Annotated in this window: 16 protein-coding genes; 12 read left to right on the top strand and 4 right to left on the bottom strand. The window is 68.8% G+C overall.

The window, feature by feature from the left end; genetic code table 11:
- Positions 1-333: 333 nt before the first annotated feature.
- Positions 334-1614, top strand: coding sequence for an MFS transporter (locus tag Q7W82_RS15810; RefSeq protein WP_242160850.1), 1281 nt, complete (start codon positions 334-336; stop codon positions 1612-1614).
- Here the strand turns inward: Q7W82_RS15810 and Q7W82_RS15805 are convergent.
- From Q7W82_RS15805 to Q7W82_RS15795, 3 genes are all read right to left on the bottom strand, one after another.
- The gene (locus Q7W82_RS15805; RefSeq protein ID WP_242160849.1) at positions 1553-2932 is read right to left on the bottom strand and encodes a diguanylate cyclase; all 1380 of its coding nucleotides are present in this window, start codon (positions 2930-2932) and stop codon (positions 1553-1555) included. The two genes, Q7W82_RS15810 and Q7W82_RS15805, sit on opposite strands and share 62 nt — an antisense overlap.
- Positions 2933-3021: 89 nt before the next feature.
- On the bottom strand, positions 3022-4329 hold the full coding sequence (locus Q7W82_RS15800) for an FAD-binding oxidoreductase (RefSeq protein ID WP_242160848.1): 1308 nt from the start codon (positions 4327-4329) through the stop codon (positions 3022-3024).
- A 105-nt stretch (positions 4330-4434) separates the two neighbouring features.
- Positions 4435-5805: a glutamine synthetase family protein gene (locus Q7W82_RS15795; protein ID WP_242160847.1), complete on the bottom strand. Its 1371-nt coding sequence runs from the start codon at positions 5803-5805 to the stop codon at positions 4435-4437.
- A gap of 276 nt (positions 5806-6081) precedes the next feature.
- Here Q7W82_RS15795 and Q7W82_RS15790 point away from each other — a divergent pair, with 276 nt between their 5' ends.
- The 11 genes from Q7W82_RS15790 (at position 6082) to Q7W82_RS15740 (ending at position 21194) form a co-directional block, all read left to right on the top strand.
- Positions 6082-6837, top strand: coding sequence for a gamma-glutamyl-gamma-aminobutyrate hydrolase family protein (locus tag Q7W82_RS15790; RefSeq protein ID WP_160945882.1), 756 nt, complete (start codon positions 6082-6084; stop codon positions 6835-6837).
- 5 nt (positions 6838-6842) lie between these two features.
- Positions 6843-8225: a glutamine synthetase family protein gene (locus Q7W82_RS15785; RefSeq protein ID WP_160945883.1), complete on the top strand. Its 1383-nt coding sequence runs from the start codon at positions 6843-6845 to the stop codon at positions 8223-8225.
- Between the two features lie 915 nt (positions 8226-9140).
- Entirely contained in the window at positions 9141-10520 is a 1380-nt protein-coding gene (locus Q7W82_RS15780; RefSeq protein ID WP_242160846.1) for an aspartate aminotransferase family protein, read from the top strand.
- 77 nt (positions 10521-10597) lie between these two features.
- Positions 10598-11719 carry a polyamine ABC transporter substrate-binding protein gene (locus tag Q7W82_RS15775; protein WP_242160845.1) on the top strand — a complete coding sequence of 374 codons (1122 nt, stop codon included), beginning with the start codon at positions 10598-10600 and terminating at the stop codon, positions 11717-11719.
- A gap of 555 nt (positions 11720-12274) precedes the next feature.
- Positions 12275-13543 (top strand): HlyD family secretion protein, encoded by a 1269-nt coding sequence (locus tag Q7W82_RS15770; RefSeq protein ID WP_242160844.1) that lies wholly within the window; start codon positions 12275-12277, stop codon positions 13541-13543.
- Positions 13544-13635: 92 nt separating this feature from the next.
- Complete coding sequence (locus Q7W82_RS15765; RefSeq protein WP_242160856.1) at positions 13636-15117, top strand: DHA2 family efflux MFS transporter permease subunit; 1482 nt, start codon at positions 13636-13638, stop codon at positions 15115-15117.
- Positions 15118-15124: 7 nt separating this feature from the next.
- Positions 15125-16621, top strand: coding sequence for an efflux transporter outer membrane subunit (locus Q7W82_RS15760; protein WP_242160843.1), 1497 nt, complete (start codon positions 15125-15127; stop codon positions 16619-16621).
- A gap of 135 nt (positions 16622-16756) precedes the next feature.
- Positions 16757-17899 carry a polyamine ABC transporter ATP-binding protein gene (gene potA / locus Q7W82_RS15755; RefSeq protein ID WP_242160842.1) on the top strand — a complete coding sequence of 381 codons (1143 nt, stop codon included), beginning with the start codon at positions 16757-16759 and terminating at the stop codon, positions 17897-17899.
- Positions 17896-18858, top strand: a complete 963-nt coding sequence (locus Q7W82_RS15750; RefSeq protein ID WP_242160841.1) for an ABC transporter permease subunit — start codon at positions 17896-17898, stop codon at positions 18856-18858. The genes potA and Q7W82_RS15750 overlap by 4 nt, the downstream gene beginning before the upstream one ends.
- Positions 18855-19706, top strand: a complete 852-nt coding sequence (locus Q7W82_RS15745; protein ID WP_242160840.1) for an ABC transporter permease subunit — start codon at positions 18855-18857, stop codon at positions 19704-19706. Before Q7W82_RS15750 ends, Q7W82_RS15745 begins: the two co-directional genes overlap by 4 nt.
- A gap of 123 nt (positions 19707-19829) precedes the next feature.
- Positions 19830-21194 (top strand): NAD-dependent succinate-semialdehyde dehydrogenase, encoded by a 1365-nt coding sequence (locus Q7W82_RS15740; protein WP_242160839.1) that lies wholly within the window; start codon positions 19830-19832, stop codon positions 21192-21194.
- Positions 21195-21364: 170 nt separating this feature from the next.
- Here Q7W82_RS15740 and Q7W82_RS15735 read toward each other — a convergent pair whose 3' ends face one another.
- Positions 21365-22360, bottom strand: coding sequence for a magnesium and cobalt transport protein CorA (locus tag Q7W82_RS15735; protein WP_242160838.1), 996 nt, complete (start codon positions 22358-22360; stop codon positions 21365-21367).
- Between the last annotated feature and the right edge of the window lie 19 nt (positions 22361-22379).

Raw genomic sequence — 22379 nt, 5'->3', positions numbered from 1 at the left:
GGACCGGGAAGGCGGCGGTGGCCGCACGGTCGCGCGGATAGTCCGCTTGCCGGGTTTTCCCGGTCGTGCCCGGAGGTGCTCGTGCGCGGTGCGCGCGGGCACATCCCTTCTCGGTGGCGGCGCCGGCGATGGCGCCGCTGTCGGGCGGCGCGTGGTGTCCTGGAGCGGCCACGGCCGTCGTGGTGGTCGCCGATCGCCGGCAAGCGGGAGTGCGCGGGCGGTCCACTGTGCGAGGGGAGGAGGCGCGCAGCGCGGCATGGGACGGCCGCACGACGCTGCGAAAGGCGAGGCGATCTGCCAGAATCGCAGGCGTTGTCCGCCAATGCCGAGTCCATGAGCGCCGTCGCGTCTGCCGTTCCGCCCGTCAACTCGCCGCGCCGCGTGCTGCTGGCCAGCCTGGTCGGCACCACCATCGAGTTCTTCGATTTCTACATCTACGCCACCGCTGCGGTGCTGGTGTTCCCGAAGCTGTTCTTCCCCGCGGGCGATCCCGCTGCGGCGCAGTTGCAGTCGCTGGCGACCTTCGCCGTGGCCTTCGTCGCGCGGCCGCTGGGGTCAGGGCTGTTCGGCCACTTCGGCGACCGCGTCGGGCGCAAGGCCACGCTGGTGGCGGCGCTGCTGACCATGGGCCTGTCCACCGTGCTGATCGGCCTGCTGCCCAGCTACGACCGGATCGGCGTGTGGGCACCGGCGCTGCTGGTGCTGTGCCGCTTCGGCCAGGGCCTGGGCCTGGGCGGCGAGTGGGGCGGGGCGGTGTTGCTGGCCACCGAGAACGCGCCGCCGGGCAAGCGCGCCTGGTACGGGATGTTCCCGCAGCTGGGGGCGCCACTGGGCTTCCTGCTGTGCTCGGGGATCTTCCTGTTGCTGGACGCGGCGCTGGACGACGCGCAGTTCCTGCGCTGGGGCTGGCGCATTCCGTTCGTCGCCAGCGCCCTGTTGGTGATCACTGGGCTGTGGGTGCGTCTGCGCATCCACGAGACGCCGGACTTCCAGCGCGCATTGGACCGCAACGAGCGGGTGCGCATGCCGATGCAGACGGTGCTGTCGCAGCACGTCGGCGCGACGGTGCTGGGCACGCTCGCGGTGCTGGCGACCTTCGTGCTGTTCTACCTGATGACGGTGTTCGCGCTGGGCTATGGCACCAACGCCCTGCACTACAGCCGCGAGCAGTTCCTGCTGCTGCAGATGGTCGGCATCCTGTTCTTCGCCGCCGGCATTCCGCTGTCTGCCTGGTACGGCGACCGCCGTGGCACGCGCCCGGCGATGCTGCTGGCGAGCGTGGCCATCATCGCGTTCGGGCTGCTGTTCGCGCCGCTGTTCCAGGCCGGGCAGCCGTGGCAGGTGCTGGGCTTCCTGGCGCTGGGCTTCTTCTTCATGGGCCTGACCTACGGCCCCTGCGGCACGCTGCTGGCCGAGTTGTATCCGGTGCCCGTGCGCTACACCGGCGCCTCGCTGGCGTTCAACCTGGCCGGCATCGTTGGCGCGGCGCCGGCGCCCTATGTGGCGGTGTGGCTGGCCGAGCAGTACGGCCTGCCGTGGGTAGGTTACTACCTCAGTGCGGCTGCGCTGCTGACCTTGCTGGCGCTGCTGGCGATTCGGCGGGAGCGTCGCTGAACGCCGGTTCCGCGGCCGGGGCGCATTCGACCCGGTTGCGGCCGCCGGCCTTGGCCAGGTACAGGTATTTGTCGGCCTCGGTCAGCAGGGCATGCAGGGTCTGCCGCTGCGGCCCGCTGTTGCTGACGCCGATGCTGATGGTGAGGTGCAGGGTCTGCGTGCCCACGGCGACCCGCAGGTCGGCGATGCGCGTGCGCAGGGTCTCGAAGTAGTCGGCGGCCGCAGCGGCGTCCAGGCCCGGCGCCAGCATGCAGAACTCTTCGCCGCCGAAGCGCGCCACCATGTCCTGGGGGCGCGCATGCGCGGCCAGGGTCGCGGCGACCACGCGCAGCGCCTCGTCGCCGGCTTCGTGGCCGAAGGTGTCGTTGATGTGCTTGAAATGGTCGATGTCGAGCATCGCCACGCTGACCGGCTGCTGCCGTGCCAGCCATCGCGGCAGCGCCCGCTGGCTCTGCTCGAGGAAGTGCCGGCGGTTGGGCAGGCTGGTGAGGAAGTCGCGCGTGGCCAGGTCCTGCAGGGTGCCGATCAGTTCCAGCTGGTCCACGTTCTGCGAGACCCGACAGAAGAATTCCTCGCGCGAAAAGGGTTTGCGCAGGAAGTCGTTGGCGCCGTTCTTCAGGAAGCGCGGCACCAGCGATGGGTCGTTGTTGCCGGACAGGCCGATCACCGCCAGCATGTCGCGTGCGCGCAGGGTGCGCAGCCGGCGGGTGAACTCCACGCCCTCCATGCCCGGCATTTCCTGGTCCACCACCGCCAGGCGGATGGACGGGTTGGCCTCGATCGCGCGCAGCCCGGCGGCGCCGTCGGCGGCCTCCACCACCTTGTAGCCGTACATCGCCAGCAGCGAGGCGGCGTAGGCGCGCGCCGACGGAGAGTCGTCCACCACCAGCGCGGTGATGGCGCGGTTGCGCGCCAGCCGCTGCACCAGCCAGGCCAGGTAGTCGATGCTGTCCGGGGCGTTCTTCAGGACGAAATCGATGATCTGCTGGGTCAGGATGCGCTTGCGCAGGCTTTCGTCGTAGACCCCGCTGACCACCACCGTGGGCAGCCCGCGCGCGACGAAGAAGTCCACCACCGTGTCGCGGTCGCCGTCGGCCAGCACCAGCCCGGTCAGCGCCAGGAACCAGGAGCCGCCGTCGTCCAGCGCGGCGGCGGCCTCGGCCAGGGTGGAGACCACGACGACCGGCAGTTCGACCCGTTGCTCGATCGCTGCGCGCAGCAGGTCGGTGAAGGTGCGCGAGTTTTCCACCAGCAGGATGCGCTGCTGTGCAGGGCTGCCGTCGGGGGCGATCGGGGAGATCGACAACGGGTGCGACATGCATGCCTCGCGGGCGGCAATCCAGGGGTGGAACCCCGGTTAGCGGCCGTGCGTGCGCAAACTTGAGGGTGGCGCGGGCGCGGCGGCGGCTACCACAGCGCGTCGCGCAGCTTGTACCAGGACATCGCCGCCACCAGCAGCGGCGTGCGCAGCAGGCGGCCGCCGGGGAAGGGCGCGTGCGGAACCCGCGCGAACACGTCCAGCCGCTGCGCCTGTCCGCCGATCGCCGCGGCGATGACCGCGCCGGCCAGGCCGGTGGCGGCCACGCCGTGGCCGGAGAAGCCCTGCGCGAAGTACACGTTCGGGGTCAGCCTGCCCCAGTGCGGGGCGCGGTTGCGGGTGATGTCGACGTAGCCGCCCCACACCGACTCCATCTGCACCTGGCGCAATTGCGGGAACACCCGACGCATGCGCCGGGTCATCATGCCGCGCAGGCCGGGCGGCGGCAGCGACGAATAGCTGGCACGGCCGCCGAACAGCAGCCGGTGGTCGCGGCTGAGGCGGAAGTAGTCCAGCGCCCAGTTGACGTCGGCCACCGCCATGTCGTTGCCGATCAGCTCGCGCGCCAGCGCCTCGCCCAGCGGCGCGCTGGCGCCGATGTAGGTGCCGACCGGCATGATCCGCGATTCCAGTTCCGGGGCGATGCCGCGCAGCCAGGCGTTGCCGGCGAGGATGGCGAACTCGCCTTCGACCTCGCCGTGCGCGCTGCGCAGGATCGGCCGCGCGCCGCGCAGCAGCTGCGTGACCGGGGTCTGTTCGTAGATGCGCACGCCGGCGGCCAGCGCCGCCCGCGCCAGGCCGCGCGCGTACTCCAGCGGATGCAGGTGGCCGCTGGCCGCGTCGTACATCGCCCCCAGGTAGCGCGGACTGCGCAGCTGCGACTGCAACTGCGTGCGGTCCCACCATTGCAGCGGATAGTCGTAGCGCTGCGCCATCTCGATGATGCCGGCGCGCAGCGCACGTTCCTGGCGCGGCTTGATCGCCACGTGCGCATGGCCGTCGCGCCAGTCGCAGGCGATGCCGTGGCGGGCGATGCGGCTACGCAGCAACTGCATGCCGTCGCGGGAGAAGTCGAACAACAGCCGCGCATCGTCCTGGCCAAGCAAGGTTTCCAGGGTGTGCTGCTCGCAGCCGTAGCCGACGATGGCCTGCCCACCGTTGCGCCCGGACGCGCCCCAGCCGACCCGCTGCGCCTCCAGCACCACCACCCGATACCCGGCCTCGGCCAGCGCCAGCGCCGCACTCAACCCGGTATAGCCGGCGCCAAGGATGCACACGTCGGCGCGCACGCGTCCGCGCAGCGGTTCCTGCGCGGGGAACGGCGCGGCGCTGTCGAGGTACCAGGAAGCGCCGGGAATGGGGACTTGGGAATGGGCAATGGGAGAAGCGCCGGTCATGGCGGCGAACTGCTGTGGTGGCCCGGGCGCACCATGTCCTGGGCTCCAGTCGCTTTCGCTCTCGCTGCTTTCGATTCCCGTTTCTCCATTCCCGAGTCCCGGCCTTCAAACTGTGCGCAAATACCAGCGATAGTCCACATCGCTGACCTGCGCCTGGAAATCCAGCAGCTCGCGGCGCTTCTGCTGGCCGTAGATATGGCGGAAGCGCGTGCCGAAGGCGGTGGCGGCGAAGTCGCTGTCCAGGAAACGGGCGATCGCGCCGCGCCAGTCCGGTTCGCGTGCGGCGTATTGCGCATAGGCGTTGCCCTGGGTTGGCGGGCCCGGATCGATGTTTTGCGCCAGGCCGTGTTCGATGCCGGCCAGCACCGCCGCGGCGACCAGGTAGGGATTGGCGTCAGCGCCGGCGATGCGGTGTTCGATGCGGGTGTTGGCCGGGTCGCTGTGCGGTACCCGCATCGCCACGGTACGGTTGTTGAAACCCCAGCTGTCGTTGAGCGGGACGAAGGCATTGGCGACGAAGCGCCGGTAGCTGTTGGCGTGCGGTGCGAACAGCAGCAGGCAGTCCTCGGCGCTGCGCTGCAGCCCGCCGATGGCGTGGCGCAAGGGCGCCGCCGGTGCCTGCGGGGTGCAGGCGAACACGTTGTCGCCGGCGCCGTCGAGCAGGCTCACGTGCAGGTGCAGGCCGCTGCCGGACTGCGCCGCGAAGGGCTTGGCCATGAAGCTGGCGAGCAGGCCTTGCTGCTGCGCGATCGCCTTGATCGCGCGCTTGAGCAGCACCGCATCGTCGCAGGCGGCCAGCGCATCGGCGCGGTGCTTGAGGTTGATCTCGAACTGGCCGGGCGCGTACTCGGCGACCGCGGTGTCGGCCGGAATGCCCTGCGCGCGGCAGGCCTGGGCGACCGTATCGGTGAAGCCGCGCTGGTCGTCCAGTTCCTGCATGTAATAGACCTGGGTGCTGTCGTTGCGCAGCCCGCTGTGGGCATGCAGCGGCGGCTGCGGGCGGCCTTGCGCATCGGCGTGCGGGTCGAACAGGTAGAACTCCAGTTCCACCGCGATCACCGGCGTCAGCCCGCGTGCCTGCAGGCGCGCCAGTACCTGCGCCAAGACCTGGCGCGGGGCGAAGTCGAGCGCACCGCCGGCACCGTCCTGCATCGTGAGCAGCAGTTGCGCCGACGGCACCGGCGCCCACGGCACCGGCCGCAGGCTGCCCGGCACCGGGAAGCACAGCCGGTCCTCGTCGCCGATGTCGTAGCCCAGCCCGGTTTCCTCGACGGTGTTGCCGGTGATGTCGGTGGCGATCAGCGACATCGGCAGGCACACCCCGTCGCGGTACACCTTGTCCAGCGCGTCGCGGGCGATGCGCTTGCCGCGCAGCAGGCCGTTGCAGTCCGGCAGCAGCAGGTCGATCTGCTCGCAGCCGGCGATGCGCTGCAGGGTCTGGGCGTCGTCCGGGGGCAGCAGCGGGGCATCGTGCATGCGGGATCATCGCGGCGGACGGCGGGAGTGTTTCGAGCTTAGCAGAGCCCAATGGCGTCAAGAATACTCAACAGGGGCAGGGGCCCCACGCGCTGGCGCTCCATCGCGCGGAACCGTGGTCGTGTTGCGCTTTTGCGGCATTGCAAGGACATTGCGGCGTCGCGCAGGTCCGTCATCGCGTCTGTCGGTACGTTGTGCGCCGTGTCCCACTGCGTGTCGTGTTGTAAAAATAAAACGCCCGCGGTAACTTGCGATGACGCCACACGAGTTCTTCGCATGGCCGTATCGCCCCTGGTCGGCGTGCCGACCGACCGCAAGCTCATCGGCCATCATCCGTTCCTGGCTGCGGGCGAAAAGTATCTGCGCGCCGCTGTCGATGGTGCGGGGGTGACCCCGGTGCTGCTGCCGTCGCTGCAGCCGCCGGTCGATGCCCGCGCCTGGCTGACGCGGCTCGACGGCCTGCTGTTGACCGGTGCGGTCAGCAACATCGAGCCGCACCATTACAGTGACGAGCCGAGCTGGCTCGGCAACCTGCACGACCCGGCGCGCGACGCCAACACGCTGGACCTGATTCCGCAGGCGATCTCGCTGGGCCTGCCGATCCTGGCGATCTGCCGCGGCTTCCAGGAAGTCAACGTTGCCCTCGGCGGCACCCTGCATCAGAAGGTGCATGCGCAGCCGGGGCTGTCCGATCACCGCGAGGATCCGCAGGCGCCGCTGGAAGCGCAGTACGCGCCGGCGCACGAAGTGACGCTGAGTGAAGGCGGCTGGCTGGAGGAGATCGCCGGCCGCGGGCGGGTGCGGGTCAACTCGCTGCACGGCCAGGGCGTGGCCCGGCTCGGCGGCGACCTGATCGTCGAGGCGCTGGCGCCGGATGGATTGATCGAGGCCTTCCGCGGCATCGGCCCCGGTTTCCTGCTGGGCGTGCAATGGCATCCGGAGTGGCGGGTGCTGGACGACCCGTTCTATCTCGGCATCTTCCAATCCTTCGGCGACGCCTGTCGCCACTATGCGGCCACCCGCAGGCACTGAGTCCCATGGCCAGTCGACCCCGATCGCGCAAGCACACGCCGGAACAGCAGGAAAGTTCGCTGCGGCGTTGGCTCAAGGAACGCCACATCACCGAGGTCGAATGCCTGGTGCCGGACATCACCGGCAACGCCCGCGGCAAGATCATTCCCGCCGCCAAGTTCTCGCACGACTACGGCACGCGGCTGCCCGAGGGCATCTTCGCCACCACCGTCACCGGCGATTACCCGGACGACTATTACGACCTGACCTCGCCGTCGGATTCGGACATGCAACTGCGTCCGGACCCGGACACGGTGCGCATGGTGCCCTGGGCCGCCGATCCTACCGCGCAGGTGATCCACGATTGCTATACCAAGGAAGGCCAGCCGCACGACCTGGCGCCGCGCAACGTGCTGCGCGGCGTGCTCGCGGCCTACGCGGCGATCGGCTGCAAGCCGGTGGTGGCGCCGGAGCTGGAGTTCTTCCTGGTGCAGAAGAACACCGACCCGGACTTCCCGCTGCTGCCGCCGGCCGGCCGTTCCGGGCGCCCGGAGACGGCACGGCAGTCGTACTCGATCGACGCGGTCAACGAGTTCGACCCGATCCTGGACCTGATGTACGACTACTGCGACGCGATGGAACTGGACGTGGACACGCTGATCCACGAATCCGGCGCGGCGCAGCTGGAAGTCAACTTCACCCACGACGATGCGCTGTCGCGCGCCGACCAGGTGTTCCTGTTCAAGCGCACCATGCGCGAGGCGGCCTTGCGCCACGGCGTCTATGCGACGTTCCTGGCCAAGCCGATGGAGAACGAGCCGGGCAGTGCGATGCACATCCACCAGAGCCTGGTGGACAAGCACGGCAAGAACGTCTTCAGCGGCCGCCGTGCCGGCGAGTACAGCCGCACCTTCGCCCATTACCTGGCGGGCCTGCAGAAGTACGTGCCGATGGCGATGGCGTTCTTCGCGCCCAACGTCAATTCCTATCGCCGGCTGATGTTCGGCGAGGTGTCGCCGAGCAATGTGCTGTGGGGCTTCGACAACCGCACCTGCGGCCTGCGGGTGCCGATCGACACGATCGAGAACATGCGCGTGGAGAGTCGCTTCGCCGGTTCCGACGCCAACCCCTACCTGGCGATGGCGGCGACGCTGGCCTGCGGCCTGCTCGGGATCCGCGAGAAGCTTGAGCCGACCGAGCCGACCACGGGCAGCGGCAAGGAGATGGGCTATCAGTTGCCGCGTTCGCTGGGCGAGGCGCTGGACGAACTGGAGCGGTGCGCGCCGTTGCAGGAGTTGCTGGGGCCGCGCTTCGTGCGTGCTTACATTTCGGTCAAGCGCAAGGAGTACGAGACGTTCTTCCGTGTGATCAGTTCGTGGGAGCGGGAGTTCTTGTTGTTGAACGTGTAGGCGGCGGTTCGCGCCAGCCAGGACATCGTCGTAGCGTTGCCGTTGCCGTTGCCGTTGCCGTTGCCGTTGTTGCTGTTGCCGCTTCTGTTGCTCCTGCTCTTGCTCCTGCTGTTGCCGTTGTTTTGGCTTTTGACTTACCGGGTTCCCTTCCGTAGCGGCGGCCATCGCGGGGAAAAACCCGAAGGGCGGCGTACATGGATGTACGCCGTCCGCGGCAGGGGCAGGATGCCCCTTCCGCGGATCCCCGTGATGGACGCGGACCCGGAGCGCGCAGCGCGGAGGGCGCGAAGGCAGGGCGCGCTTTCTTTTGGTTACTTTTCTTTGCGCGAGCAAAGAAAAGTAACTCGCCCGTAAGGGCGAAAGCCTTTAAAGCCTTTGCTGTTGCTACTGCTGTTGATTCAAGTTTTTCTGTCGGACGAGAAGCTCTGTAGGAGCGGCTTCAGCCGCGACAGGCACAATAGATTCTCGCTGTCGCGGCTAAAGCCGCTCCTACGATGCAGCGGTCGCCGCCGCATCAGCTAGAGCAAGAGCAAAGCTTTCGCCTGGCGGCGAGTCACTTTTCTTTGCTTGTGCAAAGAAAAGTAACCAAAAGAAAGTACACCCTGCCTCGCGCCCTCCGCGCTAACGCGCTCCGGGTCCGCGTCCGTGCCGGGGATTCGCGGAAGGGGCATCCTGCCCCTGCCGCGAACGGCGCACATCCATGTGCGCCGCCCCTTCGGGGTTTTTCCCCGGCACGGCCGCCGCTTCGGAAGGGAACCCGGTAAGGCAAGGGCAAAAGCAACAACAAGGACAGAAGCAACAACAAGGACAGAAGCAACAGCAAGGACAAGAACAACAGCAACAGCAACAGCAACAGCAACAGCAACAGCAGAGCTTGGTCGCGGCGGCGGCCTTGGTATCGACTTTGGAGTGGACATGGACCGGATCGACACGCGCGCCCTGCAGGACCTGGATGCCGCGCACCACCTGCACCCGTTCAACGACAACGGCGCCCTGGCGCAGAAAGGCACCCGCATCCTCACCCGCGGCGACGGCGCCTACGTCTGGGACGCCGACGGCAACCAACTGCTCGATGCCTTCGCCGGCCTGTGGTGCGTCAACGTCGGCTACGGGCGCAAGGAACTCGGCCAGGCCGCCGCGCGGCAGATGGAGCAACTGGCGTACTACAACAGCTTCTTCCAGTGCACCACCGAACCCACCATCCGCCTGGCCGCCAAGCTCGCCGAACTGGCGCCGGGCGACCTCGACCATGCCTTCTTCACCAACTCCGGCTCCGAGGCCAACGACACCATCCTGCGCCTGGTGCGGCACTTCTGGGCCGTGCAGGACCGGCCGCAGAAGAGCATCTTCATCGGCCGCCACGACGGCTACCACGGCACCACCATGGCCGGTGCCAGCCTCGGCGGGATGAAGGGCATGCACCGCCAGGGCGGATTGCCGATCCCCGACATCCACCACATCGATCCGCCTTACTGGTTTGGCGACGGCGGCGACCTGGACCCCGAGGAGTACGGCCTGCTGGCCGCGCGCAGGCTGGAGGACAAGATCCTGGAACTGGGGCCGGAGCGGGTGGCCGCGTTCATCGGCGAACCGATCATGGGCGCGATCGGCGTGTACATCCCGCCGCGTAGCTACTGGCCGGAGATCGAGCGCATCTGTCGCCGCTACGACGTGCTGCTGGTCGCCGACGAGGTGATCTGCGGCTTCGGCCGCACCGGCGAATGGTTCGGGTCGCAGTACTTCGGCGTCCAGCCGGACGTGATGACCATCGCCAAGGGCATCACCTCCGGCTACATCCCGCTCGGGGCGGCGATGTTCGGCACGCGCGTGGCCACGGTGCTGAAGGAGCAGGGCGGCGAGCTGGCGCACGGCTGCACTTATTCCGGCCACCCGGTGTGCGCGGCGGTGGCGCTGGAGAATCTGCGTTTGCTGCAGGACGAGGGCATCGTCGAACGCGCGCGCAGCGAGATCGCGCCGTACCTGGCGCAGCGCTGGGCCGAGCTGGGCGAGCATCGGCTGGTCGGCGAGGCACGCATCGTCGGCATGATCGGCGCGCTCGAACTGGTGCCGGACAAGCCGCGTCGGCACTCCTTCCCTGAGCGCGGCAAGGTCGGCGCGCTGTGCCGCGACAACGCGTTGCGCCGTGGCCTGATCCTGCGCGCCACCAACGATGCGATGCTGCTGTCGCCGCCGCTGATCCTCAGCCGCGCCCAGGTCGACGAATTGTTCGACAAGGCCTGGGGGGCGCTGGAGGACACCGCGCAGGCCCTGGGCAAATCGCCCGGCGCTGGGTAGTCTGGAGCGTCTACCCCGGATCCGGCACGCGGCGCGGATCCTTCCCCCTCTTGCCCATGGACCTGCGGAGACCTGCCATGACCTTGCGACTGCTCACTCTATCCCTGGCCACGGCGCTGCTCGCCGGCTGCGGCGGTTCCGGCAGCGACGCGGACAAGGCGGGGCAGGGCGAGGCGAAGGTGCTCAACGTCTACAACTACTCGGACTACATCGCCGAGAACACGATTCCCGAGTTCGAGAAGCAGACCGGCATCAAGGTCACCTATGACGTCTTCGACAGCGACGAGATGGTGGAGACCAAGCTGCTGGCCGGCGGCAGCGGCTACGACGTGGTGGTGCCGACGCTGAACTTCTTCGGCCGGCAGATCCAGGCGGGCGTGTTCCTGCCGCTGGACAAGAGCAAGATTCCGAACCTGGCCAATCTCGATCCGCAGATCATGCAGCGCATCGCGCAGCAGGATCCGGGCAACAAGTACGGCGTGCCGTACATGGTCGGCACCACCGGCATCGGCTACAACGTGGACAAGGTCAAGGCCGCGTTCGGCAGCACCGACATCGCCAACAGCTGGGACCTGGTGTTCAAGCCGGAGAACCTGGCCAAGCTCAAGGACTGCGGCGTGACCCTGCTGGACACGCCCTCGGACCTGATCCCGATCGCGCTGCACTACCTGGGCGAGGATCCGCACAGCACCGACCCGGCCAAGATCGAGCAGGCCGCAGCGCTGATCAAGCGCATCCGCCCGTACGTGCAGAACTTCCACTCCTCGCAGTACGTGACCTCGCTGGCCAACGGCAGCACCTGCCTGGCGGTGGGCTGGTCCGGCGACATCATCCAGGCGCGCGACCGCGCCGAGGAAGCCAAGAACGGCGTGCACGTGGCCTATTCGATTCCCAAGGAAGGCGCGCCGCAGTGGTTCGACATGCTGGCCATCCCCAAGGACGCCAAGCATCCGGAAAACGCCTACGCGTTCATCAACTATCTGCTGACGCCGAAGGTGGCTGCGGCCAATACCGACTTCATCCACTACGCCAACCCGGTGCCGCAGGCGACCCCGCTGGTGGACGCGGCCATCCGCAACGACCCGACCATCTATCCGCCGCCGGAAGTGGCCGCGAAGATGTTCACCTATTCGATCAACCCACCCGAGGTGGACAAGCTGTATACCCGCCTGTGGACTGAGATCAAGACCGGTCGTTGAGCGGCTGGACTCAGGGGGCCGGTAACGTCGCGTTGTTGATGTGGGCAGGCAGCGCGTCGCGCTTGCCCAAACCGGCCATGCCAAGCACCAGCACGTAGTGGGAGGGACTTCAGTCCCGACGCGATGCTGCCTAGGACGTATCGCGTCGTCTCTCGTCGCGGCTGAAGCCGCTCCTACAGCTTTTGTTGGTGGACGCAGGTGCCGCCCCGGCAAGCGCTCCCGACTGGTATCGGGCAGCGCAAGACCGCTCTCGTAGGAGCGGCTTCAGCCGCGACCGGCCTTCCCGATAGCGCCTCGTCGCGCGGCTGAAGGCCCCCCGCACATGGGGTCCCAGCGGGATGACAGGCCTGGACACCATTGGCTCGAAGCAAGCGGCCGGGTGGCGTCCTGCACACCGTCCGCAATCGCGCAGACGCCCAGAGCCGGCCTGCCACCCGATGCTCACACACCCTGTACCCACCGGTACAAATAATGCGCCGATGCGGCGTACGCTACCGTCTGGTGGCCCGCCGTCCCGACCCGGCGACGTTCTTCCTCTCCCCAGGAATCAGCGACTTGAGCAACCACGACCCAGACTCCTCGCAGGCGCCGCGGCAGGCCGCCGCGCACGACGCCCATGACGACCAGGGCCAGGCCGGCAAGCGCCGGGATGACGCGCGCCGGGACGGCGCGGGCAGCGACGACGCCGGCAAGTCCGATACCCCATCGCCGCTGAAGAACCCCAAGGTCAAATGGACCTTGTTGCTGATCGGCCTGCTGGTGGTGATCGGCCTGCTGGTGTGGCTGATCTACTACCTCACCACCGGCCGCTACCTGCAGGAGACCAACAACGCCTATCTGCAGGCCGACACCGTGGCGGTGGCGCCGCGGGTCAACGGCTACGTGACCGCGGTGTACGTGCGCGACAACCAGACCGTCGCCGCCGGGCAGCCGCTGCTGGAGATCGACCCGCGCACCTACCGCGCCACCCTGGAACAGGCGCAGGCCGCCATCGCGGTGCGCCAAGCCGACATCGCCGCCGCCGAGGCCGGGTTGCAGGCGCAGCGCGCCAGCCTGCTGCAGGCGCGCACCCAGGTGACCGCGGCCGCCGCCACCCTGCGCTTCGCCCAGGGCGAGGCCAAGCGCTTCGGGCCGCTGGCCGCGTCCGGCGCCGACACCCACGAACACTACGAAAGCATCCTCCACGACCGCGACCGCGCGCAGGCGCAGTTCGACGTGGCCAAGGCCCAGGTGGTCGCCGCCGAGAGCCAGGTGCAGGGCACCAGCGCCCAGCTCGACCAAGCGCGGGCCGCGCTGGTGCAGGCGCAGGCCGATGCCGCGCAGGCGGAGGTGGCGGTGGAGGACACCCGCCTGACCGCGCGCATCGCCGGCCGCATCGGCGACAAGACCGTACAGGTCGGCCAGTTCGTCGCGGCCGGCACCCGGCTGATGAGCGTGGTGCCGGTGGAGGCGCTGTACCTGAGCGCCAACTTCAAGGAAACACAGGTCGGGCTGATGCGGCCGGGGCAGCCGGCGCGGATCGAGGTCGATGCGCTGTCCGGCGTGGAACTGGACGGCGTGGTCGAGAGCATCGCGCCCGGCACCGGGTCGCAGTTCGCGCTGCTGCCGCCGGAGAATGCCACCGGCAACTTCACCAAGGTGGTGCAGCGGGTGCCGGTGCGGATCCGCCTCAAGGCCGGCGCCGAGGCGCGCAAGGTGCTGGTGCCGGGCATGTCGGTCACGGTGACGGTGGATACGCGCAGTGCCAAGGACGCCAAGGAGCGCGTGGAGGAGGAGGACGCGCAGGGCCAGGATGCGGTCGCCCCGCGTGGGCGCAACCCGTGAGCGAAGCGGCCGCGGCGGCCGGCGCGCAGGCGCCGCAAAAGGCCGACACCGGCGCCTGGCTGGCGGTGGCCGCCGGCACCATCGGCTCGTTCATGGCGACGCTGGACATCTCCATCGTCAACGCCGCGCTGCCGACCATCCAGGGCGAGGTCGGCGCCAGCGGCACCGAGGGCACCTGGATCTCGACCTCCTACCTGGTCGCCGAGATCGTGATGATCCCGCTGACCGGCTGGTTCGTGCGCACCCTCGGGCTGCGCAACTTCCTGCTGATCTGCGCGCTGCTGTTCACCTTTTTCTCGGTGGTGTGCGGGCTGTCCAACAGCCTGACCATGATGATCCTGGGCCGCGTCGGCCAGGGCTTTGCCGGCGGCGCGCTGATCCCCACCGCGCTGACCATCGTCGCCACGCGCCTGCCGCCGGCGCAGCAGACCCTGGGCACGGCGCTGTTCGGCATGACCGTGATCCTGGGCCCGGTGATCGGGCCGCTGCTGGGCGGCTGGCTCACCGAGAACGTGAGTTGGCATTACGCCTTCTTCCTCAACGTGCCGGTCTGCGCCGGCCTGGTGGCGCTGCTGCTGCTCGGGCTGCCGCACGAGCGCATGTATCTGCGCGGCCTGCTCGACGCCGACTGGCTCGGCATCTTCGGCCTCACCGCCGGGCTGGGCGCCTTGACCGTGGTGCTGGAGGAGGGCCAGCGCGAGCGCTGGTTCGAGTCCACCGAGATCGTGCTGCTGAGTGTGGTCTCGCTGGTCGGCTTCATCGCCCTGGTGGCCTCGCAATTCCTCAGCCGGCAGCCGGTGATCCGCCTGTCGATCCTGCTGCAGCGCAGTTTCGGCGCGGTGTTCGTGATGGTGATGGCGGTGGGCATGATCCTGTTCGGGGTCATGTACATGATCCCGCAGTTCCTGGCGGTGATCTCCGGCTACAACACCGAACAGTCCGGCTACGTGGTGCTGCTGTCGGGCATTCCCACGGTGCTGCTGATGCCGATGATGCCCAAGCTGCTGACCACGGTGGACGTGCGCGTGCTGGTGCTGGGCGGGTTGAGCTGCTTCGCCGCGGCCTGCTTCGTCAACATGCATTTGACCGCCGAATCGGTCGGCATGCATTTCGTCGCCGGGCAGCTGCTGCAGGGCTGCGGGCTGGCGCTGGCGATGATGTCGCTCAACCAGGCGGCGATCTCCTCGGTGCCGGCGGACCTGGCCGGCGATGCGTCCGGCCTGTTCAACGCCGCGCGCAACATGGGCGGCTCGATCGGGCTGGCGCTGATCTCCACCTTCCAGGAGCGGCGCATGGTGTTCCACACCCAGATGCTCGGCAGCGGCACCACCGCCAATTCGCCGATGGCGCAGGACTACCTGCACGGCATCGCCGCGCAGCTGCAGTCGGCCTCCGGCGCCGGCGCGGCGATGCAGTCGCTGGCGCAACTGGCGCGGCTGGTGCAGCAGCAGGCGCTGGTGATGACCTACAACGACCTGTTCTGGATCTTCGGGGTGATCGTGGTCTGCACGATCCCGCTGGCGTTCCTGCTCAAGCCGCTGCCCAAGGGCGGCGCTCCGCTCGCGATGCATTGAGGATTCCATGGCCCAGCGTTTCTCCCGCGTTCTCGTCGCCGCCGCGCTGCCGTCGCTGCTGTCGGCCTGCATGCTCGGCCCGGACTACGTGAAGCCGCCGCCGGTGGCCGAGGCGGCGCTGGCGCAGCCGCGGCTGCATCGCGCCGATGCCACGGCGGCTGCCGCCGGGGTGGTACCGGCACCGCCGCCGCAGCGCTGGTGGGAGACCCTGCACGACCCGCAGTTGAGCAGGCTGGTCGAGCAGGCGCTGCAGCACAGCCCGAACCTGCGCGTAGCGCAGGCGCGCCTGCGCGCCTCGCGCGCCCTGGTCGACCAGCGCCACGCCGAGCAACTGCCCAGCGTCGGCGCCAACGCGGCCTATCTCAACGCACGTGCGCCGGATGCGCTGACCGACCGCCTGGGCAGCATCGCCGCCGGCACCGGCCAGCCGGTGGAGATCGATCCGCGCATGCAGCTCTACAGCGTCGGCATCGATGCCAGCTGGGAACTGGATTTCTTCGGCCGCCGCCGCCGCGCCAGCGAAGGCGCGCTGGCCGATGCGCAGGCCGACGAGGCCGACCTGGCCGACACCCAGGTGCAGATCGCCGCCGAAGTGGGGCAGGCCTATCTGGGCTACCGCAGCACCCGTGCGCGCATGGTCGTGGCCCAGCGCAACCTGGAGGCCGCCCGGCAGACTCTGCAACTGACCCGCCAGCGCCGCGAGCGCGGCGCCGACGCCGATCTGCAGGTGGAACGTGCGCAGGCGCAGTTGCAGCAGCAGGAAGCGGTGCTGCCGGACCTGCAGGCGCAGGCGCAGGTGGCGCTGGACCAACTGGCGCTGATGATCGGCCGCGAGCCGGGTGCGCTCGATGCCGAACTGGCCGCCGACCGGCCGTTGCCGACGCTGCCGGCGACGGTGCCGGTGGACGATGCCGGCGCGCTGATCCGCCGGCGCCCGGACGTGCGCCGCGCCGAGCGTCAGCTGGCTTCGTCCTCGGCGAAGATCGGCGAAGCGCTGAGCGCGTATTTCCCGCAAGTGCGGCTGCTCGGCAACATCGGCATGGCTGCGACCTCGCCGGGCGATCTCGGCCGCGATGCGGTCAACAGCGTGGTGGCGCCGTTCCTGCAATGGTCGCTCTTCGACTTCGGCGCCACCCGCGCCAAGGTCGAGCAGGCCCGTGCCGGCAACGACGCGCGCCTGGCCGCCTACGAGGGCACGGTGCTGGCCGCGCTGCAGGACGCCAACGGCGCGCTGGCGCGGTTCGGCGCCGCGCGTCAGCAGGCGCTGGCGGCAGACAAGGCCGCGGCGTCGGCGGATCGTTCCGCCGCCTTGCTGCAGCAGCGCTATGCCGCCGGCGCGTCGTCGCTGATCGATGCGCTGGACGTGCAGCGCCAGCAGGCCTCGGCCCAGGACAGCGCGCTGCAGGCGCACACCCAGGTGCTGCTGCGCTACGTCGCCTTGCAGAAGAGCCTGGGCCTGGGCTGGGCGGCACCGGAGGCACCGGCGCCGACCACGACGCAGTAGGCGCGCGCCGCTTTTGCGAATCCCCAATCCCGACTCCCGAATTCCACGCGCCCACGGCTACACTGAGATCCACCACGCCGCGGTCGCCGCTGCATCGGCGCTCCGCACGACGGCGTGCTTCACGGGGAATCACCGATGGCGTTGAGCGAAGCGAGAACCGACCATCTGCCGGCGCAGCCGCCGGCCAAGGGGGCCGGCTATGTGTCCATCGCTGGGCTACGCAAGGAGTTCGACGGGTTCGTCGCGCTGGACGACATCGACCTGGACATCGGCCAGGGCGAGATCTTCGCGCTGCTCGGCGGCTCCGGCAGCGGCAAGTCGACGCTGCTGCGCTGCCTGGGCGGGTTCGAGCAGCCCAGCCGCGGTCGCATCGTGCTCGACGGCCAGCCGCTGGATGGGTTGCCGCCGTACCGGCGCCCGCTCAACATGATGTTCCAGTCCTATGCGCTGTTCCCGCACATGAGCGTGGAGCAGAACATCGCCTTCGGCTTGAAGCAAGACGGGCTGTCGCGCAGCGCCATCGCCAGCCGTGTCGGCGAGATGCTGGAGCTGGTGCGGCTGGGCACGCTCGGCAAGCGCAAGCCGCACCAGCTCTCCGGCGGCCAGCAGCAGCGCGTGGCGCTGGCGCGCTCGCTGGCCAAGCGGCCCAAGCTGCTGTTGCTGGACGAGCCGATGGGCGCGCTGGACAAGAAGCTGCGCTCGCAGATGCAGCTGGAACTGGTGTCCATCATCGAGACCTCGGGGGTGACCTGCGTGATGGTCACCCACGACCAGGAGGAAGCGATGACCATGGCCACGCGCATCGCGCTGATGGAGCAGGGCCGCATCCGCCAGGTCGGCACGCCGGACGACATCTACGAGTCGCCGAACAGCCGCTTCGCCGCCGAGTTCATCGGCTCGGTGAACATGTTCGAGGGCCGGATCGGCGAGGACCACCCCGACCACGTGACCGTGCTGTGCCCGCAGTTCCCGGTGCCGATCTACATCAGTCACGGCATCACCGGCGTGGAGGGGCAGGAGGTGGCATTCGCGGTGCGTCCGGAAAAGGTCTGGATCACCAAGGGCGAACCCGAGCAGACCTACAACAAGGCGCGCGGCACCATCGAGGACATCGCCTATTTCGGCAGCCACTCGATCTTCCATGTGCGCCTGCCCAGCGGCATCCGCGTGCAATCCAACTTCGCCAACCAGAAGCGCTGGGACAGCGAAGGCATGACCTGGGGCGACGCGGTGTGGGTGTCGTGGGACGACAACGACGGCGTGGTGCTGACCGCATGAGCGCGCCCGTCGTCCCGGTGCCGCCGGAACCGACGCAGCGGCTGCGCCTGCAGCAGCGCTTGCGCCTGGGTTCGCTGCCGGCGCTGCGCTGGCTGGTGATCGCCGCGCCGTACCTGTGGCTGCTGCTGTTCTTCGCGATCCCGTTCCTGATCGTGCTGCGCATCTCCTTCGCCGAGCAGGCGATCCGCAGCCCGCCGTACAGCGACCTGCTGGAGATGCGTGACGGCGTGCTGACGCTGAAACTGACCCTGCAGAACTACCTGGCCCTGCTGCGCGACCACCAGTACATCGAGGCCTACTGGGGCTCGATCAAGATCGCCGGCATCTCCACCGCGCTGACCCTGCTGATTGGCTATTCGATGGCCTACGCGATCGCGCGGCTGTCGCCGTCGGCGCGCAACATCGCGATGATGCTGGTGGTGCTGCCGTCGTGGACCTCGTTCCTGATCCGCGTCTACGCCTGGATCGGCATCCTCGACAGCAACGGCGTGCTCAACCGGGCGCTGCTGGCGCTGGGCCTGATCGATGCGCCGCTGCACATCCTCTACACCCCGGTCGCCGCCTACATCGGCATCGTCTACTGCTACCTGCCGTTCATGGTGCTGCCGCTGTACGCGACCCTGGTCAAGCTCGACCAGCGCCTGCTCGAGGCCGCCTACGATCTCGGTGCGCCGCCGTGGAAGGCGTTCCTGACCGTGACCCTGCCGCTGTCGCGGCCGGGCATCGTCGCCGGCTGCATGCTGGTGATGATCCCGGCGGTGGGAGAGTTCGTGATCCCGGAAATGCTCGGCGGCCCGGACACGCTGATGATCGGCCGGGTGCTGTGGGGCGAATTCTTCAACAACCGCGACTGGCCGACCGCTTCGGCGGTGGCGATCGCCATGCTGGCGCTGCTGATGGTGCCGATCCTGATCTTCAACCGCTACCAGCAGCGTCAGCTCGAAGGCGGGCAGGCATGAGCGGCGTGCGCGGCGGCATGGGCACGGTGCTGCGCTGGACGGTGCTGGGCGCCGGCTTCGCCTTCCTGTACCTGCCGATCCTGCTGTTGATGGTGTATTCGTTCAACGCCTCCAAGCTGGCGACGGTGTGGGCCGGCTTCTCCACCAAGTGGTACGGCGAACTGCTGCGCGACCGGCAGATCCTGCAGGCGGCGTGGATCAGCCTGAAGGTGGCGTTCTGGACCGCGACCGCGTCGATGGTGATCGGCACGCTGGCGGCGATGGCGATGACGCGCTTTCGCCGCTTCCGCAGCAAGAGCCTGTTCGGCGCGCTGGTGACCGCGCCGCTGGTGATGCCGGAGGTGATCATCGGCCTGTCGATCATGATGATGCTGGTGTCGATGGGCGGCGTGCTCGGCATCCCGCCCAAGGGCGTGGTGGCGATCTGGGCCGCGCATGTCACCTTCACCCTGTCCTTCGTCACCGTGGTGGTGTCCTCGCGCCTGCAGGAACTGGATCGCTCGCTGGAAGAGGCGGCGATGGACCTGGGCGCCAACCGGCTCAAGGTGTTCTTCCTGATCACCGTGCCGATCATCGCGCCGGCGCTGGTGTCGGGCTGGTTGCTGGCGTTCACCCTGTCGCTGGACGACGTGGTGATCGCCAACTTCGTCGCCGGCCCGGATTCGACCACGCTGCCGATGACCGTGTTCTCGTCGGTGCGCATGGGCCTGAAGCCCAAGATCAACGCACTGGCCACGCTGATGGTGCTGGCGGTGTCGATCGCCGCCGTCATCGGCTGGTGGCTGATGGCGCGCAGCGAGAAGCGGCGCCAGCGCGATCTCCAATTGGCGCAGCAGCAGGTGGGTTAGGGCATTGCCTTGCTCCTACGGACATGGCGGAACACTGTGAGCCATCGCGCTCGACGGCATCGCCACGCTGCCGCAACCTCCACCGCGCTAGGCTGGCCGGACATTTTTCCAGGAGTCCGCGCGATGCCTTACGACACCGTCAATCCGGCCACCGGCCAGGTCGAATACAGTCTCGAACTGATGGATGCCGCTGCCGTGGAACAGCGCCTGGCCGCCGCCGCGCAGGCATTCCCGGGCTGGGCGGCGACGCCGCTGGAGCAACGTGGCGCGCTGGTGCGCAAGGTCGGCGCGCAGTTGCGCGAACAGCGCGACGCGATCCAGCGGGTGATGACCGCGGAAATGGGCAAGCTGCGCAAGGAAGCCCTGGCCGAACTCGACAAGTGCGCCGCGGCCTGCGACTACTACGCCGAGCATGCGGCCGAGTACCTGCGCGAGCAGCCGGTGGCCACCGACGCGCAGCGCAGCTACGTGCGCTACGAACCGCTGGGCTGCGTGCTGGCGGTGATGCCGTGGAACTTCCCGATCTGGCAGGTATTCCGCTTCCTGGCGCCGGCGCTGATGGCCGGCAACGTCGCCCTGCTCAAGCACGCCAGCAACGTGCCGCGCTGCGCCGACGCGATTCGCAAGGTGCTGGCCGACGCCGGCCTGCCGGCCGGCGTGTTCGACGTGCTGCACATCGACAACGACCAGGCCGCAGAGGTACTGCGCGATGCGCGCGTGGCCGCGGTGACCCTGACCGGCAGCGAGCGTGCCGGCCGTTCCATCGCCGCCAACGCCGGTGGGCAGTTGAAGAAGTGCGTGATGGAACTGGGCGGCAGCGATGCCTTCGTGGTGCTGGACGACGCCGACCTGGACGCCACCGTGACCGCGGCGGTGAAGTCGCGCTTCGACAACGCCGGGCAGACCTGCATCGCGGCCAAGCGCTTCGTGGTGGTGGAGGCGATCGCCGATGAGTTCGTGCGCCGCTTCGTTGCCGCCGCCGCCGAGCGGCGCCTCGGCGATCCGCAAGACGAGGCGACCACGCTGGCACCGATGGCGCGCCAGGACCTGCGCGACGAACTGCACAAGCAGGTGCAGGCCAGCATCGCCAAGGGCGCCAAGCCGCTGCTGGGGTGCGAACCCGAGCGCGGCAGCCACGCCGGCTATCCGGCGTCGATCCTCGACAATGTGGCCCCGGGCATGCCGGCCTACGACGAGGAACTGTTCGGCCCGGTCGCGGCGATCCTGCGCGTAGCCGACGAGGCGGAGGCCGTGCGCGTGGCCAACGACACCACCTTCGGCCTGGGCGGCAGCGTGTGGACCGCCGACCGCGCCCGCGGCGAACGCGTGGCTTGCCGACTGCAGTGCGGCGCCGCCTTCGTCAACGCCATCGTCAAGAGCGACGTGCGCCTCCCGTTCGGCGGCATCAAGCGCTCCGGCTTCGGCCGCGAACTGGCCGAGCACGGCATCCATGAGTTCATGAACATCAAGTCGGTGTATGTGGGGTGAGCTGGGAATCGGGAATGGAGAATTGGGAATGGGAAAAGCGGCGGGGTCTGGGAGCGCCGTCTGCCAAGAACGACTGCTGCAGTTCAATGATTCAATGCGGCCTCACGTGAGCGGCGCGCTGCCCATTCCCGATTCCCGTCTCCCCATTCCCGCCGCCGCTGCGCGGCGGCTCAAAGCCACCTTGCCCGCTTGAACGCCACATACAGCGCCACACACACCGCGGCGACACCGCCCACCATCAGCGGGTAGGCCCAGGGCCAGTCCAGTTCCGGCATCTGCTTGAAGTTCATGCCGTACCAACTGGTGATCAGGGTCGGGGCGGCGAGCAGGGCGGCCCAGGCGCCGAGGCGCTTGACCGTCTCGCCCTGCGCCAGTGTGACCAGCGACAGGTTCACGCTCAGCGCGGTGCCCAGCATCTCGCGCAGGGTGTCGATGGCGTCGTTGGTGCGCACCGCATGGTCGAGCACGTCGCGCACGTAGAGCCGCACTTCCTCGGCGATCAGCGGGCCGGGGTGGCGCTTGAGGTGCGCCAGCACGTCCTGCAGCGGCGCCACGCCCAGGCGCATCTGGTTGAGTTCGCGCTTGAGTTCGTATAGCCGGATCGCGGTGTCGCGGCGGTACGCCTCGGCGAAGATGTCGGCCTCCAGCCGCTCCAGGCTCTGCCGGAAGGCGTCCAGGATCGGCTGGTAGTTGTCCACCACGTAGTCCAGCACCGCGTACAGCGCGTACGACGGGCCCAATTTCATCAGCGAGGCCTCGCGTTCCAGCCGCTCGCGCACCGGCGCGTAGGGCAGGGAGGCGCCGTGGCGCACGGTCAGCAGGAAGCGCTCGCCGAGGAAGGCATGGGTTTCGCCGTAGACGATGCGCTCGTCGATCACCTGCGCGGTGTGCACTGCCAGGAACAGTGAGTTGCCGAAGGCCTCGACCTTGGGTCGCTGGTGCGCCTTGCGGGTGTCCTCGATCGCCAATTCGTGCAGTTGGAACTCTTCCTTGAGCTGCTGCAGCACGGCATCGCCGGGCTCGTACATGCCGACCCAGACGAAGCCGTCCTCCTGGCCGGCCAGCACGTCGCTGATCTGCTCCAGGGCGATGTCGTGGCGACGGCCGTGGCCGTCGTAGTGCACGCAGTTGATGACGCAGGCGGGGTTGGCGGTCGCGGAGGCCATGGCGGGATCGGGTTCGGCG

The organism is Xanthomonas indica (genome assembly GCF_040529045.1).
Classification (GTDB): Bacteria; Pseudomonadota; Gammaproteobacteria; order Xanthomonadales; family Xanthomonadaceae; genus Xanthomonas_A; species Xanthomonas_A indica.
This window is presented reverse-complemented; position numbering and strand designations above follow the sequence as displayed.

What these genes read in the sequence shown, in the direction of transcription:
- Q7W82_RS15810 (WP_242160850.1), top strand. Translation starts at nt 334, where the DNA reads ATGAGCGCCGTCGCGTCTGCCGTTCCGCCCGTCAACTCGCCGCGCCGC.
- Q7W82_RS15805 (WP_242160849.1), bottom strand. Translation starts at nt 2,932, where the DNA reads ATGTCGCACCCGTTGTCGATCTCCCCGATCGCCCCCGACGGCAGCCCT.
- Q7W82_RS15800 (WP_242160848.1), bottom strand. Translation starts at nt 4,329, where the DNA reads ATGACCGGCGCTTCTCCCATTGCCCATTCCCAAGTCCCCATTCCCGGC.
- Q7W82_RS15795 (WP_242160847.1), bottom strand. Translation starts at nt 5,805, where the DNA reads ATGCACGATGCCCCGCTGCTGCCCCCGGACGACGCCCAGACCCTGCAG.
- Q7W82_RS15790 (WP_160945882.1), top strand. Translation starts at nt 6,082, where the DNA reads ATGGCCGTATCGCCCCTGGTCGGCGTGCCGACCGACCGCAAGCTCATC.
- Q7W82_RS15785 (WP_160945883.1), top strand. Translation starts at nt 6,843, where the DNA reads ATGGCCAGTCGACCCCGATCGCGCAAGCACACGCCGGAACAGCAGGAA.
- Q7W82_RS15780 (WP_242160846.1), top strand. Translation starts at nt 9,141, where the DNA reads ATGGACCGGATCGACACGCGCGCCCTGCAGGACCTGGATGCCGCGCAC.
- Q7W82_RS15775 (WP_242160845.1), top strand. Translation starts at nt 10,598, where the DNA reads ATGACCTTGCGACTGCTCACTCTATCCCTGGCCACGGCGCTGCTCGCC.
- Q7W82_RS15765 (WP_242160856.1), top strand. Translation starts at nt 13,636, where the DNA reads ATGGCGACGCTGGACATCTCCATCGTCAACGCCGCGCTGCCGACCATC.
- Q7W82_RS15760 (WP_242160843.1), top strand. Translation starts at nt 15,125, where the DNA reads ATGGCCCAGCGTTTCTCCCGCGTTCTCGTCGCCGCCGCGCTGCCGTCG.
- potA (WP_242160842.1), top strand. Translation starts at nt 16,757, where the DNA reads ATGGCGTTGAGCGAAGCGAGAACCGACCATCTGCCGGCGCAGCCGCCG.
- Q7W82_RS15750 (WP_242160841.1), top strand. Translation starts at nt 17,896, where the DNA reads ATGAGCGCGCCCGTCGTCCCGGTGCCGCCGGAACCGACGCAGCGGCTG.
- Q7W82_RS15745 (WP_242160840.1), top strand. Translation starts at nt 18,855, where the DNA reads ATGAGCGGCGTGCGCGGCGGCATGGGCACGGTGCTGCGCTGGACGGTG.
- Q7W82_RS15740 (WP_242160839.1), top strand. Translation starts at nt 19,830, where the DNA reads ATGCCTTACGACACCGTCAATCCGGCCACCGGCCAGGTCGAATACAGT.
- Q7W82_RS15735 (WP_242160838.1), bottom strand. Translation starts at nt 22,360, where the DNA reads ATGGCCTCCGCGACCGCCAACCCCGCCTGCGTCATCAACTGCGTGCAC.